The organism is Solibacillus sp. FSL R7-0668 (genome assembly GCF_038006205.1).
Taxonomy (GTDB): domain Bacteria; phylum Bacillota; class Bacilli; order Bacillales_A; family Planococcaceae; genus Solibacillus.
Map to the genome: position 1 here is coordinate 871202 of NZ_JBBOUU010000001.1, position 18384 is coordinate 889585.

At 38.8% G+C, this 18384-nt stretch carries 18 protein-coding genes; 13 read left to right on the plus strand and 5 right to left on the minus strand.

The window, feature by feature from the left end; all coding sequences use genetic code 11:
* Window positions 1–2: 2 nt before the first annotated feature.
* The 3 genes from lpdA (at window position 3) to MKX47_RS03980 (ending at window position 2747) form a co-directional block, all read left to right on the plus strand.
* Complete coding sequence (lpdA, locus tag MKX47_RS03970) at window positions 3–1415, plus strand: dihydrolipoyl dehydrogenase (protein WP_340771374.1); 1413 nt, start codon at window positions 3–5, stop codon at window positions 1413–1415.
* Window positions 1416–1681: 266 nt separating this feature from the next.
* Window positions 1682–2095 carry a CidA/LrgA family protein gene (locus MKX47_RS03975; protein WP_340771377.1) on the plus strand — a complete coding sequence of 138 codons (414 nt, stop codon included), beginning with the start codon at window positions 1682–1684 and terminating at the stop codon, window positions 2093–2095.
* On the plus strand, window positions 2058–2747 hold the full coding sequence (locus MKX47_RS03980; protein ID WP_340771380.1) for an LrgB family protein: 690 nt from the start codon (window positions 2058–2060) through the stop codon (window positions 2745–2747). The genes MKX47_RS03975 and MKX47_RS03980 overlap by 38 nt, the downstream gene beginning before the upstream one ends.
* Before the next feature lie 37 nt (window positions 2748–2784).
* Here MKX47_RS03980 and MKX47_RS03985 read toward each other — a convergent pair whose 3' ends face one another.
* Window positions 2785–4254 carry an aminotransferase class I/II-fold pyridoxal phosphate-dependent enzyme gene (locus tag MKX47_RS03985; protein WP_340771381.1) on the minus strand — a complete coding sequence of 490 codons (1470 nt, stop codon included), beginning with the start codon at window positions 4252–4254 and terminating at the stop codon, window positions 2785–2787.
* A gap of 221 nt (window positions 4255–4475) precedes the next feature.
* Here MKX47_RS03985 and MKX47_RS03990 point away from each other — a divergent pair, with 221 nt between their 5' ends.
* Window positions 4476–4748 (plus strand): UPF0223 family protein, encoded by a 273-nt coding sequence (locus MKX47_RS03990; protein WP_340771383.1) that lies wholly within the window; start codon window positions 4476–4478, stop codon window positions 4746–4748.
* A 280-nt stretch (window positions 4749–5028) separates the two neighbouring features.
* Here MKX47_RS03990 and MKX47_RS03995 read toward each other — a convergent pair whose 3' ends face one another.
* Window positions 5029–5658 (minus strand): YktB family protein, encoded by a 630-nt coding sequence (locus MKX47_RS03995; protein ID WP_340771386.1) that lies wholly within the window; start codon window positions 5656–5658, stop codon window positions 5029–5031.
* Between the two features lie 194 nt (window positions 5659–5852).
* On the opposite strand from MKX47_RS03995, the gene MKX47_RS04000 reads away from it, so the two are divergent.
* The 3 genes from MKX47_RS04000 to MKX47_RS04010 all read left to right on the plus strand — a co-directional run bounded on the left by MKX47_RS04000 (window position 5853) and on the right by MKX47_RS04010 (window position 8538).
* Window positions 5853–6050, plus strand: coding sequence for a hypothetical protein (locus MKX47_RS04000; protein ID WP_340771388.1), 198 nt, complete (start codon window positions 5853–5855; stop codon window positions 6048–6050).
* Window positions 6051–6272: 222 nt separating this feature from the next.
* Window positions 6273–7067 (plus strand): inositol monophosphatase family protein, encoded by a 795-nt coding sequence (locus MKX47_RS04005; protein WP_340771390.1) that lies wholly within the window; start codon window positions 6273–6275, stop codon window positions 7065–7067.
* Window positions 7068–7311: 244 nt separating this feature from the next.
* Window positions 7312–8538, plus strand: a complete 1227-nt coding sequence (locus MKX47_RS04010; RefSeq protein ID WP_340770271.1) for an IS110 family transposase — start codon at window positions 7312–7314, stop codon at window positions 8536–8538.
* Window positions 8539–8766: 228 nt separating this feature from the next.
* Here MKX47_RS04010 and MKX47_RS04015 read toward each other — a convergent pair whose 3' ends face one another.
* Window positions 8767–8982, minus strand: a complete 216-nt coding sequence (locus MKX47_RS04015; protein ID WP_340771392.1) for a DUF5325 family protein — start codon at window positions 8980–8982, stop codon at window positions 8767–8769.
* A 132-nt stretch (window positions 8983–9114) separates the two neighbouring features.
* Here MKX47_RS04015 and typA point away from each other — a divergent pair, with 132 nt between their 5' ends.
* From typA to MKX47_RS04030, 3 genes are all read left to right on the plus strand, one after another.
* Entirely contained in the window at window positions 9115–10965 is a 1851-nt protein-coding gene (typA, locus tag MKX47_RS04020) for a translational GTPase TypA (protein WP_340771395.1), read from the plus strand.
* 103 nt (window positions 10966–11068) lie between these two features.
* The gene (locus MKX47_RS04025) at window positions 11069–11464 is read left to right on the plus strand and encodes a YlaH-like family protein (protein WP_340771397.1); all 396 of its coding nucleotides are present in this window, start codon (window positions 11069–11071) and stop codon (window positions 11462–11464) included.
* Between the two features lie 126 nt (window positions 11465–11590).
* Window positions 11591–12229, plus strand: coding sequence for a fucose permease (locus MKX47_RS04030; RefSeq protein WP_340771400.1), 639 nt, complete (start codon window positions 11591–11593; stop codon window positions 12227–12229).
* Window positions 12230–12498: 269 nt separating this feature from the next.
* Here the strand turns inward: MKX47_RS04030 and MKX47_RS04035 are convergent, their stop codons facing one another.
* Both MKX47_RS04035 and MKX47_RS04040 read right to left on the minus strand, forming a co-directional pair.
* A complete protein-coding gene (locus MKX47_RS04035) occupies window positions 12499–12702 on the minus strand; it encodes a YlaI family protein (protein WP_340771403.1) in 204 nt (67 codons plus the stop codon).
* Window positions 12703–12713: 11 nt separating this feature from the next.
* Window positions 12714–13214 carry a peptidyl-prolyl cis-trans isomerase gene (locus MKX47_RS04040; RefSeq protein ID WP_340771406.1) on the minus strand — a complete coding sequence of 167 codons (501 nt, stop codon included), beginning with the start codon at window positions 13212–13214 and terminating at the stop codon, window positions 12714–12716.
* A gap of 170 nt (window positions 13215–13384) precedes the next feature.
* On the opposite strand from MKX47_RS04040, the gene MKX47_RS04045 reads away from it, so the two are divergent.
* From MKX47_RS04045 to pyc, 3 genes are all read left to right on the plus strand, one after another.
* Window positions 13385–13666 carry a YlaN family protein gene (locus tag MKX47_RS04045; protein WP_340771409.1) on the plus strand — a complete coding sequence of 94 codons (282 nt, stop codon included), beginning with the start codon at window positions 13385–13387 and terminating at the stop codon, window positions 13664–13666.
* A 63-nt stretch (window positions 13667–13729) separates the two neighbouring features.
* Entirely contained in the window at window positions 13730–14899 is a 1170-nt protein-coding gene (locus tag MKX47_RS04050) for an FtsW/RodA/SpoVE family cell cycle protein (RefSeq protein WP_340771411.1), read from the plus strand.
* A gap of 17 nt (window positions 14900–14916) precedes the next feature.
* A complete protein-coding gene (gene pyc / locus MKX47_RS04055; RefSeq protein WP_340771414.1) occupies window positions 14917–18351 on the plus strand; it encodes a pyruvate carboxylase in 3435 nt (1144 codons plus the stop codon).
* Window positions 18352–18384: the final 33 nt, after the last annotated feature.

Genomic DNA, 18384 nt, shown 5'->3' on the forward strand with positions numbered 1-18384 from the left:
AAATGGTAGTAGGAGATTTTCCAATTGAACTAGATACTCTTGTAGTAGGTTCAGGCCCTGGTGGTTATGTAGCAGCGATTCGCGCAGCACAAACAGGTCAAAAAGTTACAATCGTAGAACGTGGAGCATTAGGTGGCGTTTGTTTAAACGTTGGCTGTATCCCATCAAAAGCTTTAATTTCTGTAGGTCACCGTTTTGAGCATGCACAGCATTCAGATGATATGGGTGTTGTTGCTTCAGAAGTTAAATTAGACTGGTCTAAAGCACAAGCATTCAAAGACGGCGTTGTAAAAAAATTAGTAGGCGGCGTTGAAGGCTTATTAAAAGGAAATAAAGTAGATATCTTAAAAGGTGAAGCTTATTTCGTAGATGGTAATACTGTACGTGTAATCGATGGCGACAAAGCACAAACTTACACGTTCAAAAATGCAATTTTAGCAACTGGATCTCGTCCAATCGAAATCCCAACATTCAAATTTACGAAGCGTGTAGTATCTTCTACAGGCGCGTTATCATTCCCTGAAGTGCCAGGTAAATTAGTTGTAATCGGTGGTGGTTACATCGGTACCGAGCTAGGTTCTGCTTATGCTAACTTAGGTTCTCAAGTAACAATTATCGAAGGCGGCAAAGACATCTTAGCTGGTTTTGAAAAACAAATGACGCAAATCGTTAAAAAAGGCCTTAAAAAGAAAGGCGTTGAAGTTGTAGTAAACGCATCTGCTAAAGGCGTTGAAGAAAATGAAAATGGCGTTATCGTTACTTATGAAGTGGGTGGCGAAGAAAAAACAGTTGAAGCAGATTACGTTTTAGTAACTGTAGGTCGTCGTCCAAATACAGACGAGCTAGGTTTACAAGAAATCGGAATCGAATTCGCTGACCGTGGTTTATTAAAGGTTGATAAACAAGGTCGTACTTCTGTACCGAACATTTTTGCAATCGGTGATATCGTTGCAGGTCCACAACTTGCGCACAAAGCTTCTTATGAAGGTAAAGTGGCTGCAGAAGCAATCGCTGGTGAACCATCAGTAGTGGATTACTTAGCAATTCCAGCAGTATGCTTCACAGATCCAGAAATGGCAACTGTAGGCTATTCGGAAGAGCAAGCAAAAGCGGAAGGCCTTGAAGTGAAAGCGGCAAAATTCCCATTCGCTGCAAACGGTCGTGCGTTAGCTCTTAATGCAACTGACGGCTTCGTTAAATTAGTAGCTCGTAAAGAAGACGGCTTATTAGTTGGTGCACAAATCGTTGGTGTTGGTGCATCTGACATGATCGCTGAGATGGCTACTGCAATTGAAGCAGGTATGACTGCAGAAGACATCGCATTAACAATCCATGCTCACCCAACATTAGGTGAAATTACGATGGAAGCTGCTGAAGTATTATTAGGCAACCCAATCCACATCGTAACGAAATAATAAATAACAATTCCAGGCTACGGCGTACAAATTTTTGTGCGGCGTAGTCTTTTTTTGTGCAAAACTTTCTTCAAATCAACCTAAAGAGTAAATTAAAGTCGAAAAATCGCTATTTTCATTCGTTAATGACAAAATTTGAAATAGACACAAAATTTGAATGAGCGTACAATGAGACTGTATAAAGTGTATTTTTGCTTAGTAGGAGGTGTGATACCTAGTAAGCAGTCACTTTCACGAATTCGACTTTTAGAAGAGGAGGAATAATTGTGAATATTATACGTACGATTGCTCAAATCGGTATTATTATTGTATTTTACTTAGTTGGTCAAGCGATTGTGGATATTACCGGGATCATTATTCCGGGAAGTATTATCGGCTTAGTGCTTTTATGGCTGGCTTTATATTTAAAAGTATTGAATGTGAAATACATACAGCAGGGAGCAAGTTTTTTACTTTTGTATTTAACATTATTTTTTATTCCATCAACTGTAGCAGTCATTAATTATCCTGAATTATTGACGATTTCAGGGGGGCTATTAATTTTGGCGGTTATTATTAGTACGCTAGTTACGATGGCGATTACGGGGAAGGTAAGTCAGTTGATTGAAAAGAAAGAGCTACAAAAAAAGGAGGACAAGCCCGTTGCAACAGTTACTACTCATCCTGTTCATCATAAGTAGCACGGTAGCCATGTTTATCTTATTGAATAAGCTCTATTTAAAAGTGGGGCATCCTTTATTGCTGCCAATTTTAACGGCAACCTGTATTACGGTGATCGTGCTACTCGTATTTAATATTCCATATGAGACGTATATGGAAGGTGGTCAATGGATTTCAAAAATGCTTGGGCCAGCTGTTGTTGCGCTTGCGTTTCCTTTATATAATCAGCGCGACTTAATTTTCAAGTATAAGTATTCCATTATTATCAGTATCGTTGTGGCAATGATGGCAGGACTTATTAGTGTTGTGGCGTTACTTATTTTATTTGGTGCTAGTAACGCATTTCTACTAACTTCTCTTCCAAAATCATTGACGACGCCTGTAGCGATGCAGGTAAGTGAGGGGATTGGTGGAATTGCCCCATTAACTGCCGTATTAGTAATGGTAGCGGGCTTTACTGGAGCAATGCTAGGGGGACTTGTATTTAAGCTGTGTAAAATAGATACTGCAATTAGTCGTGGTGTCGCAATGGGCAGTGCCTCGCATGGTGTAGGTTTAACGAAATTAAAGGAATACAGCGAAGAGGATTTATCCATTGGGTCATTATCAATGGGCTTAAGCGCGGTTATTGGGGCTTTTATTATCCCGGTAGTCGCAATGTACTTGTTTTAAAAAAAGACCGTCTGCGCGTTGCTGACGGTCTTTAACGTTAATAAATCGCTTTACGCTCTTTAATGACGCGAATATTTTGCAAGGTACTATCTTCGGGGCCTTGCACGGGAAGTCCCGCTTCAATATTCATTTGAATAAAATCAATAGTATTTTGCGTTATTATTTCCCCGGGAATGAATAATGGTATGCCCGGAGGATACACCATAATAAATTCAGCGCAAATATACCCTTCAGCCTGTGCTAATGGAATGCTTTCAGTTTGTGCATAGAAGGCATCACGAGGTGTCATAGCAAGTGCTGGAATTTCAGGGATTTTGACATTTGTTTCAGTGATGGTAGCTTCTGAATCAAAGGCCTGTGACATACGAGTAAGTGCGTTAACAAGCAAGTTAATCTCTTTTTTCGTATCGCCAATTGTGATTAAACATAAAATATTATAAAGATCCGACAATTCTACTTCTAAATTCGCATTTTGACGTAGCCATTCTTCGGCTACATGCCCAGTAATGCCTAAATCTTTTACGCTAATTAAAAGTTTTAACGGGTCCATGTCGAATGTTGCGGATGTTCCTAATTTTTCACGACCTACACAATGAATATGTGGGATTGTGTTAATGCGTTTTCGGGCATCCTTAGCTAAACGAATCGCATCATCCAACAAATCATAGCCATGTACTGCAAGTTGACGACGTGCTGTGTCAAGAGAAGCAAGTAATGGATAGGAAGTGGATGTCGTTGTGAGCATTGAAAATACCGATTGTGCACGTTTTACAGAAACTAATCCTTCTTTAACATTTAATACAGAACTGCCGGTCATAGAGCCACCAAGCTTGTGAATACTTGTTGCAGCCATATCTGCACCAGCTTGCATCGCTGATAGTGGTAAGTCATCATGAAACTTAATATGAACACCATGTGCCTCATCAACGATAACGGGGATGTTGCGTGCATGCACAATATCAACAATACGCTTTAAATCAGCGACAAAGCCGAAGTAAGTTGGGTTAATGACAAGTACTGCTTTTGCATCTGGATAAGTCGTTAAGGCTCGTTCTACGGATTCAGGAGAAATGCCGTGAGAGATGCCGAGCTCCGTGTCAACTTCCGGGTGAATAAAAATCGGAATAGCCCCCGCAAAAACGATAGCTGACATAATCGATTTATGTACATTCCGCGGTACTATAATTTTATCGCCTGGACCAACGACGGTCAGAATCATCGTCATAATGGCGCCACTAGTACCTTGCACGGAAAAAAATGTATGGTCAGCACCAAAGGCTTCAGCTGCAAGTTCTTGTGCTTCTTGAATAACGCCTTTTGGAGCATGTAAATCATCTAGTGGAGCAATATTAATTAAATCAATTGATAAAACGTTGTCGCCTACGAATTCTCGGTAAGCTGGATCCATTCCTTGCCCTTTTTTATGACCTGGAATATGGAACTGAATAGGATGTCTGTTGCGATGCGCGAGTAAGGCATCAAACAAAGGAGTCTCTAATTGTGACAACGCAGGTACCACCTCACAATAATGTATTTTTTAAAAACAAATGAATTATAGCACCTTCTACTGTTGCTGACTATAAAAAATTTTTGAATAATTGCAAGAATTTATTATCATTTATGGAATGTGGAGGATTTAATCGATTGCGGAACACGGTATAGTTGTACAAGCAAAAGATTTGTGTATAAAATGAAAACAGTAATGACGTAAAGGCGGGTTAACAAGAAATGGAATATTCATATCCACTTAATACAGATTGGACAACACAGGAAATGGTCGATGTTGTGCAGTTTTTTGAAGTAATCGAAATGGCTTATGAAAAAGGAGTAAAGCGTGAATTAGTGATGACACGCTACAAGCGCTTTAAAGAAATAGTACCCTCACAGGCGGAAGAAAAAACAATCTGCCGCGAGTTTGAAGAAGCGAGTAAATATGTGCCATACCGTGTTGTCAAACTTGCAAAAGAATTAGCGGATGGTCAAATAATAAAAATGAAATAATGAGAAAGAGGCTGTGCGAAATGTAAATACTTCTCGCACAGCGCTTCGTATATGCGTTAATTATCCGTTACAGGCTGTTTTTCGTGGTGACCAGAATAGGAACGAATGCTAAAACCGACGCATTAAATGAAAGCGCATTCATGACCGGCATCGTACTAACCTCCAACCTTGTCACAAAGGAGATGTCCTTCGAATCATTTCTTGGACACCCCCTTTTTTGACATTTTTCAAATTGATAGGAATGTTTGCCAGCCTTTTGTGCATAGTAATAATAAATGGTTTAGTTTTTGCCAATTAGGCGATTGTAAATTGGCAAAAGCTCTTCGAAGGTTTGCTCAGCCAATTTTAAAAAGTTTTGTGCAGACATTTTTACAGCATCTTCGGCTAATATATGGCGACCTACTAAAAACTCGCCTTTCTTGATATCACGTAGGCGAACGATTATTTTTTCTAATTGCGAATCACGTGCCTCAACTAATGGAATAGCAGCTGGTTGCATATGATCGCCTGAAATCACATAATCATCACTTAAGTTTTTCACTATATGGATGTTTTGGAGTAGACGTTCAGCCATTTCTTGTTTATGTGGTGCTTCATAAATCACGGCCACCACAATAAATACATGTGTACCCCAAAGACCAATTTGAAAGTGAGGGATTGATTTGTAGCCGCGTTTGTATGGAGCAAATGCAACCCAAGAATCCTTTGGAGGGTTGACTGTCCGTCGCGCATGCTTTGCAACGTGGGCGAAAAATTCGTCGCCTGTTTGTACACTAAAATAACTAGAAAATGTCTCACCAAGCTCATGGAATTTAGGGCGAATGATTGAAGTTAAAGCTTCCATACGCTCATCTAAACCTTCAATTTGGAATACATTAAAGTCTTCATTAGACCAATTAACAATGCTCATATTTTTTTGATTCCTTTCGATTAAATGTTTATTTTATTCGTTTTTTGGGAAAAAATCTGGTAATAGAAACTTTTTAGCATTCGAATTGCCACCACATAATGGAAATCGTTTTACCCTATTAACTAGGCTGTCAAAAATGTGGGGAATTCGATAAATGGAAAAAGTTTCATACTAAAGACGAGGAAGTGATTATTATGAAACAGATGATTAAAATTATACGCAAAGTAGACATTGAAAAGCAATACGAAGAGATTCTAATGCTTGAAATGGATTATGAATTAGCGACATTATTTGTAGCTATGAATGATAATGACCAATCTGAAATCAATAAATCAAAAAAACGTTTAACTGAAATCCAAGAGGAATTAAAAGGTTTACATGCGTATGCTTAGAAAAAAAACATACCCAAAATAAAAAAACACTTGCAGATGGAAGATAGCAAGTGTTTTTTTGTTATAATAAGTATATTTAAATGACTGGATGCTTAAGGGGATGGGAAATTAGGGGTTTATTAAGAAATGCCATAGAATGAATTATTCATTTCACCTTATTTTTCTGGGGATACTTTTTTAGATTATGACAATATGCTTTGTAGTTGGAAGGTGGATGCTAACATGGATATCAAACAAGTGGATGAATTTGCAAAAGAGATTATTTTTGAAGCAGGCCGAAAAATACGTGCTGCCTTTTCATATGATATCGAAATCGAAACAAAATCAAATGCTAATGATTTAGTGACGAATATTGACCGTGAAACAGAATTATTCTTTATCGAAAAAATTAAGGCCTTTAATCCGACGCATCGCATTTTAGGTGAAGAGGGTATGGGGGAGAAGGTAGAGAGCTTAGAAGGGGTTGTTTGGATTATTGACCCGATTGACGGCACGATGAACTTCGTGAAGCAGCATCGTCACTTTATGATTACGATTGGTATTTACGTAAATGGGATTGGAAAATTGGGATACATATTTGATGTCATGCGGGAAGATTTATTTTATGCGATTGCCGGTATGGGCGCTTGGTATAATGGTTCACCGCTTCGCAAATTACAGCCATTAAAAATAGAAGAGGCTGTCATCGGCATTAATGCCAACTGGGTAACACCCAATCATCGAATTAATCATGAAAAAATTATTGAGCTTGTGCGCACTGTTCGAGGAACACGATCTTATGGCTCCGCTGCAATGGAAATTGCCTTTGTGGTCAGTGGCAAACTGGACGCATATATTTCGATGCGTTTAGCACCGTGGGATATCGGTGGTGGTGTCATCATTGCCAAGGAAGTCGGCGCGGTTGCAACGAACTTTAATGGGGAGGGCTTTGATTATTTAACAGCAGATACGTTTTTAATCGCGAATCCGTCCATTCATCAATTGATTTTAGAAAAATATATTGAAGAAAAAAAATAAAAAACATACTAACATTAGTAGTACAAACCAAGGCCATGGTTTGTGCTACTATTTTTTATAGTAGAAGTGAAGGAAAGCCGAACAGCCCCTGGGATCATATCAGAATCCGTATTAAAAACCGGCTAACTTCACACCCTTATGTGAATCAGTTTAGTATGTTGGGTCCAAGAGATCGTGTATAAGAAAATGGAATCGATAAGGCAATGTGAAGACTTCTATGATTGGCTAAAAAGGAGAAATCTTAATGAAACATGTTGTGGCGTTAGATGTAAGTAAAGGAAAAAGTACCGTTGCGATTTATGATCAATATCGACAATGCGAGTTTGAAGGTGAACTCAATCATTCACGTATTGACTTTGAAAAATTGCATGAACAAATGAAGGAAATTAAAGTGCGAGATGGACAAGCTCCTGAAATTGTTTTCGAAGCAACAGGTGTTTACTCAAAACCAGTGGAAACATTTTTAATTGATTATGGCTATACATATTGTCGGATGAATCCACTTGAAGCGAACCTACAAATGGCTTCAATGCGCCGAAATAAAACAGATATTAGTGACGCGCATGAGCTAGCGAAAACCCATTTTAAAATGGAACGTGAGCCAACTTATGTACAAGATGATTATTATGAACAGATGCGTGGACTTACACGTTATTATGACGAGATGGATGAGGAAATCACATTATTAAAAAGCAGAATGCATGCGCTTTTACACCTTAGTTTTCCAGAGCTTGAACAATTGATCACACCACGTTCAGCGCTCTTTTTAAACATTGTTCAGTTGTATCCTCATCCAACTTTTTTATTAGCACATTCAAAAATGGTGATTAAAAATCGGTTAAAGGCCAATACACGAAAAAATTTGTCATTAGCACGTGCTGAGGAAAAAGCTGTGCTATTACTAGAGGCAGCTAGGAATAGTTATCCAGCGATTAAAGAGACCGATATTCGCTGCGATCAAATTCGTGATTACGCATCTCGTATATCCGATTTAGTGGAGAAAAAAGAATTACTTGTGAAACAAATGACGAAGATGTCGCAGGAACGTAATGAATATCAAGTGCTTCATTCAATTCCTGGTATTGGGGATACAACGGCCTGCCGAATCATTGGTGAACTAGGTGATATAAAACGCTTCAAAAACGCGAAACAATTGAATGCATATGTAGGGATTGATATTATGCGCTATCAGTCTGGTAACACACAGTATCGTGACCGCATTAATAAGCGGGGCAATAAAAAGTTGCGAAAAATCCTTTTCTTTATGATTCAGACAATGATTACATTACGAAAAAAGACAAGGAATCACCTTGTAGATTATTACGATAAATTAAAAACGCAACCTCAGAGGAAGCCTCACAAGGTCGCGATTATTGCTTGTATCAATAAGTTTCTGAAAATGGCTTTTCAGTTACTGACACAAAACATTCTGTACGATTATGAGTCCGCACTACCAGCTCAGAAATCGTAACTACAGTAAATTAACTATAGCATACAGACCTTTCGAAAAAAAGAACATTCGCTAGGTCTCTTTGGTATGCGCAATTTTTTTGTGAGGGTGGGGGTACCCCCACCCTCACAAAAAAATCTATCCAACATACAAATTATTTTCATAAAAACTATTGACTGGAGGTAAGAAAGGGGTTGTCCAATGAATTTTAGGACAGCCCCTACAACATAATTACGAATGAAAAGATGCTTAGAGTAAGCCTTTGTCACGGAATTTACGTTTTTGGACGAATGCCATGCCGAAAATGGCACACATCAGCACAATTCCAAGTACAACGCCAAACCAACCGATCATTTCGTACTTATCGCCAGTCATGAAAATCAGTGAAAATGCAAAGCCGATACTCACCATTGACAAAACAGCAGCTAGCGCATAAATAAACATAACGAATTTTGCTTTATTCATGATCTATACCTCCAATAATCATTTATTATTTGTGACAAAAAATGATCATGTATTTTTCTAAAAAGACATTTAATCTTTCATGTGCTATAATATCACAGTTAAACAATTGAAAAAAGAATATGGAGTGGAATCATGACAAATATACGTCAAGATATACGTAATATCGCAATTATTGCTCACGTTGACCATGGTAAAACAACGTTAGTAGACCAATTATTAAAACAATCCGGTACTTTCCGTTCGAATGAGCGCGTTGAAGAACGTGCGATGGACTCAGGTGATATTGAGCGTGAGCGTGGAATTACGATTTTAGCAAAGAATACAGCAGTAAACTATAATGGTACTCGTATCAACATCCTTGATACGCCTGGACACGCAGACTTCGGTGGTGAAGTAGAACGTATCTTAAAAATGGTAGATGGCGTTTGTTTAGTTGTCGATGCGTATGAGGGTTGTATGCCACAAACGCGTTTCGTATTAAAGAAAGCGTTAGAACAGAAAATTACGCCAATCGTTGTAGTAAACAAAATCGATAAACCATCTGCTCGTCCATTAGAAGTAGTAGATGAAGTATTAGAATTATTCATCGAGCTAGGTGCAGATGATGATCAACTAGACTTCCCAGTTGTGTACGCTTCAGGTGTAAATGGTACAGCATCACTAGATCCAAATCCAGATACACAAGAAGATTCATTAAACTGCTTATTCGAAAAAATTATTGAAGCGATTCCAGCTCCAGTAGATAACTCGGATGAGCCATTACAATTCCAAGTGTCATTATTAGACTATAACGATTTCGTTGGTCGTATTGGTATCGGTCGCGTATTCCGTGGAACGATTTCTGTAGGGCAACAAGTAGCATTAATGAAATTAGACGGTAAAGTGAAAAACTTCCGTGTAACAAAAATCTTTGGTTTCTTCGGCTTAAAGCGTGAGGAAGTACAAACAGCTAAAGCTGGCGACTTAATTGCCATTTCAGGTATGGAAGATATCAATGTTGGGGAAACAATTTGTCCAGTAGACCATCAAGAGGCGTTAACACCATTACGCATCGATGAGCCAACATTACAAATGACATTCTTAGTTAACAACTCACCATTCGCAGGTCGCGAAGGTAAATGGGTAACTTCTTCTAAAATTGAAGAGCGCTTACGTTCACAATTACAAACAGACGTATCATTACGTGTTGAAGATACAGAATCTCCAGATGCATGGACAGTCTCAGGTCGTGGTGAGCTTCACTTATCGATCCTAATCGAAAACATGCGTCGTGAAGGCTTTGAGCTACAAGTATCAAAACCACAAGTAATTATTAAAGACATCGATGGTGTGAAATCAGAGCCAATCGAGCGTGTACAAATTGACATTCCTGAAGAAAATACGGGATCAATTATCGAGTCAATTGGTACGCGTAAAGGTGAAATGTTAGACATGATTAACAACGGTTCAGGACAAGTTCGTTTAATTTTCAACGTACCTGCACGTGGTTTAATCGGTTATACAACAGAATTCATGTCGTTAACAAAAGGTTTCGGTATGATGAACCATACATTCGATCATTATGCACCAGTTGTACAAGGGAAAGTTGGCGGTCGTCACCAAGGTGTATTAGTATCAATGGAAAACGGGAAAGCAACAACTTATGGTATGATGGGTGTTGAAGACCGTGGTACATTATTCGTTGAGCCAGGTACTGAAGTTTACGAAGGGATGATTGTTGGTGAAAATACACGTGACAATGACATCACAGTAAACATTACAAAGCAAAAACAAAAAACAAATATCCGTTCGGCAAACAAAGACCAAACGAATGTTATTAAAAAGCCTCGTATTCTTTCACTTGAAGAAGCATTAGAATTTTTAGGTGATGATGAGTATTTAGAAGTAACGCCAGAATCAATTCGTTTACGTAAGCAAATTCTTGACAAAGGTGAACGTGAGCGCGTTGCGAAAAAGAAAAAGAACGCTGAATTAGAAGCATAATAAATGGCGGATGTCGCAGATTTTTTAGGGGAATTTTTCAAGAGGCCTTGAAAAAAATCTGGACACAATTACGCCGCAGCGTAATTGATTAAGGAAAGGTTGAATGATGTTGAATATGATGGCTCTATTATCTAGCTATTTAAATTTAGTATTACTAACAACTGTATCTACAGAAGAAACGATGGATGTTATGAATCGTATGTCAGGAATTACAAGATATTTATACGAAAATTTGCCAAACTATGATATCGCCGGCTATGTCACATTCGTTCTCGTATTCCTTTTATCGGCACTTGTCTACAAACTAGGTTTTGCGAAAAAATTACCAATCCGTAAAAACGTAATCATCTATACATTCCTGTTTATTGGATGTATTGTTCTGACATTTTTAGCGTTATTTTTACCGATGATTGAAGGGTTAATTATTTCGGCGTTAATTTTAATCGTTTATAAATCACGCTTATGGCGCGAAAAACGAGAACAAGCAAAACAAGCATAATTTTATGGAGCAGAAAACCATTGCGTGTTTTCTGCTTCTTTTTTATGAGTGCGTTTAATTGTGCCTGTTTCGATCAAACAGTATAATTTACAATTGGGGATAATAAATATAATGGAGTAGAGGATTATGAATTTTACAAAAAAACAAGTCATTATTACGGTCTTTTTAGCGCTAGTTATTATTTCATGTATCATTTTCATACCTGCTGTTTTATCAGCGAAAAACGAGGATAATGCGGCAGCAGAATTAAGTGAACGATATAATGATCAATTTGTTGTAACAAAATCAACAGCGGGTGCGTTTAAAAAGGACTTTGAAATAACTGTACAATCTGAAAAAACAAAGATTGTTTATGACTTTGAAGTAAATGACGGCGAGTATTCGGGAGAATATTATGCAGAAAACATCAACGCAAAAGTAAATGATTTATTACAGCCAATTGTTGGTGAAGAAAGCTTAGTCATGTCAAATGTATTCCAAGATGGCTTACAACAAGATATTCCATTAGAAGAAGCAACCGTAGATAAAGCAACTGTGCATCTGTTAGTGCTAGAGGATTTAACCGAAGAAGTAGCACAACAAGCTGCTGATGCACTCAAAGCACAGTTTGGTAATATACCCGTTGCTATTGAGGCATATGTCGTTGAGGACGAGCGGGTATTTGAAGGGGTAAAAACCGAGGTAGGACAGTTCTTCCAATTAAGTAAAATTAATGAAAAGAGTTTTATCGATTTTAAGTTTCATAAACAAGCATTTGAATTTTAAGCCATAATAAAAGGCGGTGAGCTCTCAGTTATTGAGGGCTCGTCGCCTTTTTAAAATAACAAAATTTAAAATTTTTCGTTGTAACAGTGTCTAGGCATTCGCGCCAGCTCCTCGCATCATTAGGTCCCGCCGTCGAAAGTGGTGAAGCGTTTACTTTCTCGTCGGGCCCTCCAATGCCTCAGGCTCACACGATGTGAGTCATTGGGGGCATGCCACATGGACGTGGCGTTTTGCCCACTCAGAGCTAAAAGGGCGCGAATACGCTTTTGTTAAAATTCTTCATCAAATTTAGATGAGGTTCTAAAGAAACGGAATTTTCCTGTTTCGATTCGTTTTTGTGTGTTCTCTGCAACTCGGTCGGTGCATGCTGGACACATAAACGTATGAATCGGACGATTACGCAATTTTTTTGCTAAAGGTAAATCACTCGGTAATTCATGTATTGCATCGCAAATGACACATTTTACACGCATGGTTGTACCTCCTATTGAATACGAATCGCGCGAACAAATTTAATTGGATGATCTACATTTGAGCCGTCTGCAAATAACACATGCACAGGACCATCTTCTAATAAAGGCTTACCTTCTTGACTAAATTTAAAAATGAAGTGTTGAGCTTCTTCAAGTGAAAATGTATGTTCTTCGTTGTTTGAACATTCGAAAACAACTTCTTTGGCATCTGCTTGAATTTCGGCATTGTTTAAAAATGGTTTGATTTCCATGCCGAATGTACCAGTCATCATACCTTTACGGTCAAATTTTCGCTCCGTTTTTAATGTCGGTGGGAATACCGCACCTTCCATAATTTCGCGTGACCAGTGTGCACCCATGTCGCGTAAGTACTTTTCGTTATCTTCTTCAGCTTTTTCTGTTACAAAATATGTATTCAGATCAAGCTTTCGATCATCGAAAATCCATACAGTTGGGTCAAGTGTCAATTGAAATTTGACCGCACCTTTAACTGGGATGATTGTTTCGACCATTTGTAAGTCCCCCTTAACTATTTTCCTACATTATTATAACGTTTTCTGGCTTAGAAAGAAATATAATTGAATTGAATCTAAATCATACAAAGACGCTTGCAATTTCTGTAGTAAAAAGATACACTTTACTAAGATAGAATCGAAGAAATTTCATAGATGGGGGCGTCCTCATGGATACGAAAGCACAAGCTTCCTTTCAGGAAAAAGCATTAGAACAACTAACTGCAGACGCAGCAAAAATCGCTCAATTAATTCACGTACAAATGGATAATTTGACTATGCCATCTTGTCCATTGTATGAAGAAGTATTAGATACCCAAATGTTTGGTTTATCGCGTGAAATCGAGTTTGCAACGAAGCTTGGTTTAATTGAGAGAGAGCAAGGGAAGCAAATTCTAGATTCATTAGAAAAGAAGCTTTCCTTATTACATGATGCGTATACAGACAAATAAAAGAAAACTCAAACGCTTTCACGCGCTTTGAGTTTTTTTTTCAAAAAATGAGGTTTTGAAAATATGAAGCAATATTTTAAAAATTATTTCCGTAACTTTGATTATGGGCTATTATTTGTGTACATATCCCTTATGCTCTTTGGACTTGTCATGATTTATAGTGCCAGTATTTGGGTATCCATCGTCCATTTCGACGAAGATCCAGATCATTATTATAAGCGCCAATTAATCAATATTTGCATGGCATTTTGCTTATTTTTAGCGGCGGTCATTTTTCCGTATAAGAGATTTGCAGATAAAAAGATTTTAGGGCTATTATTTGCGCTGATGGTTTTCCTTGAGGTGACATTAATACTCATTGGGAATGAAGTAAATGGTGCCAGAAGCTGGATAGACTTTGGTGTGATGAACTTTCAACCATCCGAGTTTGCTAAATTATTCATTATTATTTATTTTGCAGGTACCTTTTATCGTAAGAGCGTTCATAAAGGTTCCATGCAGCTTTTATCGTTTGAGGATGTCACTCCACCATTAGTCATGTGGTTATTTATCGTGCTTGTCGTAGGATTTGAAACCGATTTAGGGGCACTTGCTATCATTGTTTGTATTGCGATGTCGGTCGTTATTGCGAGCGGCGTTAAGGGGAAAACATTACAAAGAATTTTTGGCTTATTAAGTGTACTAGGGGTTATTGGTGCGATTGGAATTTTAATTTTCAAATGGGACACGGTGTTTAACTCAAGTCGCCGAGGTCGTATTACATCCTATTTAGACCCATTTAGTGATCCACTCAACTCAGGGTATCATGTTATAAATGGTTATTATGCAATCGGTGCAGGAGGGCTTGAAGGACGTGGATTAGGGCAGTCAATTCAGAAGCTCGGCTACGTACCAGAGCCACAAACCGATTTTATTATGGCCATCATTGCCGAGGAGCTTGGTGTTGTTGGCGTTTCAATTGTTATTTTTGGTTTAGGTTTCATTGTAATGCGCGGTTTTTATGTTGCAATGAAAACAAAAGACCCGTTAGCACGTATGCTCGCGGCGGGCATTTCAACTTGGATTGGTACACAAACCTTTATTAACTTAGGTGGTTTATCGGGAATTATCCCGTTAACCGGAGTAACGCTTCCTTTTATTAGTTATGGCGGTACTTCTATATTATTGCTATCTATAGCAATGGGGATTTTAATCAATGTTTCTACACATTACAAACTAGAAAAAAGAAAGTAATGAGGGGTTGAGGAGAAATGAGAACGATTAAAAAGATTTTAGTAGCAAACCGGGGAGAAATTGCCATTCGTATTTTACGCGCATGTAATGAATTGCACATTAACACCGTAGCAATTTATTCACGCGAGGATAGCGGCTCCTACCACCGTTATAAGGCAGATGAAGCGTACATTATAGGGGTAGGTAAAAAACCAATTGATGCCTACTTAGATATTGAGGGCATCATTAAAATTGCAAAAGAGGCCAATGTTGATGCGATTCATCCAGGTTATGGATTTTTAGCAGAAAACGTTCAATTTGCACGTCGCTGTGAAGAGGAAGGGATTCAATTTATCGGGCCAACTTCACATCATTTAGATATGTTTGGCGATAAAGTAAAAGCGCGTGAGCAAGCGATTGCAGCAGAAATTCCAGTAATTCCAGGAACAGATGGTCCGGTAGCAAGCTTAGAAGAAGTGCAAACATTTGGTGCTACACATGGCTATCCAATCATGATTAAAGCAGCACTTGGTGGTGGGGGACGAGGCATGCGTCTTGTGCATTCAGCTGACACGGTTCAAGATGCCTATGACCGTGCAAAGTCTGAAGCCAAGGCAGCATTCGGCTCGGATGAAGTGTATGTGGAAAAGGCAATTATTAAGCCGAAGCATATCGAAGTTCAAATTATTGGTGACACACATGACAATATTGTGCATTTATATGAGCGAGATTGTTCGATTCAGCGCCGTCACCAAAAGGTAGTTGAAATCGCGCCATCTAACTCCATTTCTGCTGATTTGCGTAATCGCATTTGTAATGCAGCTGTTAAGTTAATGAAAAATGTGGGCTATATCAATGCGGGTACGGTTGAATTTTTAGTAGCAGGCGATGAATTTTATTTCATCGAGGTTAATCCACGTATTCAAGTGGAACATACGATTACTGAAATGATTACAGGCATCGATATTGTGCATGCGCAAATTAAAGTAGCACAAGGGGAAGACATCCATTCAGAGGCAGTAGGAATTCCAACGCAGGACAAAATTCCTTTATTCGGATATGCCATTCAATCACGTGTGACAACAGAAGATCCAGCAAATGATTTCATGCCAGACACTGGAAAGTTAATGGTATACCGTTCAAGCGGAGGCTTTGGGGTACGCCTAGACGCAGGGAACGGTTTCCAAGGAGCAGTTGTAACACCATATTACGATTCTTTACTCGTGAAAATTTCGACTTGGGGTATGACATTTGCAGAAGCCGCTGCCAAAATGGACCGCAATTTACGCGAATTCCGTATTCGTGGTGTGAAAACAAATATTCCGTTTTTAGAAAATGTTGTATTGCATGAAAAGTTTTTAACAGGTGCCTTTGATACTAGCCTTATCGATTCAACGCCTGAATTATTTGAGTTTCCTGAGCGAAAAGACCGTGGTACAAAGCTATTAAATTATATTGGCAATGTCACATTAAACGGTTTCCCAGGAGTAGAAAAGCGCACGAAGCCCATCTTTGTACAGCCAGATAAGCCAAAAATCGATTTGCTAACGGCTCCATTAAGTGGAACAAAGCAAATTTTAGATGCGCAAGGTGCAGATGGATTAGTGAAATGGGTGAAAGAGCAAAAGGATGTACTGTTAACGGATACAACTTTCCGTGATGCGCATCAATCGCTGCTTGCTACACGTGTCCGCTCACAGGATATGTTCCAAATTGCTGATGAAACCGCACGTCTCATGCATAACTACTTCTCGCTAGAAATGTGGGGGGGTGCGACATTTGACGTAGCCTACCGCTTCTTGAAGGAAGATCCATGGGCACGACTGGAAAAATTACGCGAACAAGTACCAAATGTATTATTCCAAATGCTGTTACGTGGGGCCAATGCAGTTGGTTACACAAACTATCCGGATAATTTAATTCGTGAATTTATCCAGCAATCAGCGGCATCAGGGGTGGATGTATTCCGTATTTTCGACTCGCTAAACTGGATTAAAGGAATGGAAGTAGCGATTGACGAGGCGCGTAATACAGGTAAAATTGCGGAAGCTGCGATTTGCTATACGGGTGATATATTAGATGACAGCCGAGCAAAATACACGGTGCAGTATTATAAAGAGATGGCACGTGAATTAGAAGCAACAGGTGCCCATATTTTAGCGATTAAAGATATGGCTGGTTTATTAAAGCCACAAGCAGCCTACCGCTTAATTTCAGAGCTAAAAGATACTACGAGCTTACCAATTCATTTACACACACATGATACGAGCGGCAATGGGATTTACTTATATTCAAAAGCCATTGAAGCGGGCGTAGACATTATTGATACAGCATTAGGTTCAATGGCAGGCTTAACATCACAGCCAAGCGCAAACTCATTGTACTATGCAATGAAGGGCTCTGAGCGTAATGTACGTGCAGATATCGAAAACTTAGAAAAGTTATCCTACTATTGGGAAGATGTACGTAAATATTATGTAGATTTTGAAAGTGGTATGAATGCACCACATTCAGAAATTTATGTGCACGAAATGCCAGGTGGTCAGTATAGTAACTTACAGCAGCAAGCAAAGGCAGTAGGGTTAGGTGACCGTTGGGATGAAGTGAAAACAATGTATTCGCGTGTCAACATGATGTTTGGCGATATCGTAAAAGTAACGCCTTCATCAAAAGTTGTAGGAGATATGGCATTGTTTATGGTGCAAAATAATTTAACAGAAGACAATGTCATTGAACGCGGACAAGCAATCGACTTCCCAGAGTCTGTTATTGAGTTTTTCCAAGGCTATCTAGGACAACCACATGGCGGTTTCCCTAAAGAGCTACAAGCAGTGGTCTTAAAAGAGCGCGAAGCCATTACTGTCCGTCCAGGAGAGCTATTAGAACCGATTGATTTTGAAAAGCTATCGGCACAGTTAGAAGAAAAAATGGGCCGCACACCGACGAAAAAGGATGTTCTGGCATATGCCTTATACCCAAAAGTATTTGAACAATACGTGCAAGCTTCTGACCAATTTGGTGATATTTCGGTGCTGGATACCCCAACGTTTTTATATGGCTTAAAGTTGGGTGAAGAAATTGAAGTCGAAATCGAAAAAGGAAAAACATTGATCATTAAGCTTGTGTCAATTGGTGAGCCGCAGCATGATGGTACACGTGTTATTTACTTTGAGATGAATGGTCAATCACGTGAGCTTGTTATTCAAGATTTAACGGTTGAAGTTGATGGCAGTATTGCACTGAAGGCGGATCTATCCAATCCAAACCAAATCGGAGCAACAATGCCAGGTACGGTATTAAAAGTTGTAGTGAATAAAGGAAGTAGCGTGAAACGTGGCGATCATTTATTAATTACCGAATCGATGAAGATGGAAACAACGGTACAAGCACCAAAAGACGGGATCGTTAAAGAGGTCTATGCGACAGCAGGCGATGCCATTTCGACAGGTGATTTATTAATCGAATTACAATAAAGAAAAAAATCCTAATTCTCTTAGTCTAAGAGA

Excerpts from the sequence above, each read along its gene's own strand:
- MKX47_RS04015 (WP_340771392.1), bottom strand. The coding sequence starts at position 8,982 with ATGAATAAAGCAAAATTCGTTATGTTTATTTATGCGCTAGCTGCTGTT.
- MKX47_RS03990 (WP_340771383.1), top strand. The coding sequence starts at position 4,476 with ATGGAATATTCATATCCACTTAATACAGATTGGACAACACAGGAAATG.
- MKX47_RS04030 (WP_340771400.1), top strand. The coding sequence starts at position 11,591 with ATGAATTTTACAAAAAAACAAGTCATTATTACGGTCTTTTTAGCGCTA.
- MKX47_RS04025 (WP_340771397.1), top strand. The coding sequence starts at position 11,069 with ATGATGTTGAATATGATGGCTCTATTATCTAGCTATTTAAATTTAGTA.
- MKX47_RS04035 (WP_340771403.1), bottom strand. The coding sequence starts at position 12,702 with ATGCGTGTAAAATGTGTCATTTGCGATGCAATACATGAATTACCGAGT.
- typA (WP_340771395.1), top strand. The coding sequence starts at position 9,115 with ATGACAAATATACGTCAAGATATACGTAATATCGCAATTATTGCTCAC.
- MKX47_RS04045 (WP_340771409.1), top strand. The coding sequence starts at position 13,385 with ATGGATACGAAAGCACAAGCTTCCTTTCAGGAAAAAGCATTAGAACAA.
- MKX47_RS03995 (WP_340771386.1), bottom strand. The coding sequence starts at position 5,658 with ATGAGCATTGTTAATTGGTCTAATGAAGACTTTAATGTATTCCAAATT.
- lpdA (WP_340771374.1), top strand. The coding sequence starts at position 3 with ATGGTAGTAGGAGATTTTCCAATTGAACTAGATACTCTTGTAGTAGGT.
- MKX47_RS04010 (WP_340770271.1), top strand. The coding sequence starts at position 7,312 with ATGAAACATGTTGTGGCGTTAGATGTAAGTAAAGGAAAAAGTACCGTT.
- pyc (WP_340771414.1), top strand. The coding sequence starts at position 14,917 with ATGAGAACGATTAAAAAGATTTTAGTAGCAAACCGGGGAGAAATTGCC.
- MKX47_RS04000 (WP_340771388.1), top strand. The coding sequence starts at position 5,853 with ATGAAACAGATGATTAAAATTATACGCAAAGTAGACATTGAAAAGCAA.
- MKX47_RS04050 (WP_340771411.1), top strand. The coding sequence starts at position 13,730 with ATGAAGCAATATTTTAAAAATTATTTCCGTAACTTTGATTATGGGCTA.
- MKX47_RS04040 (WP_340771406.1), bottom strand. The coding sequence starts at position 13,214 with ATGGTCGAAACAATCATCCCAGTTAAAGGTGCGGTCAAATTTCAATTG.
- MKX47_RS04005 (WP_340771390.1), top strand. The coding sequence starts at position 6,273 with ATGGATATCAAACAAGTGGATGAATTTGCAAAAGAGATTATTTTTGAA.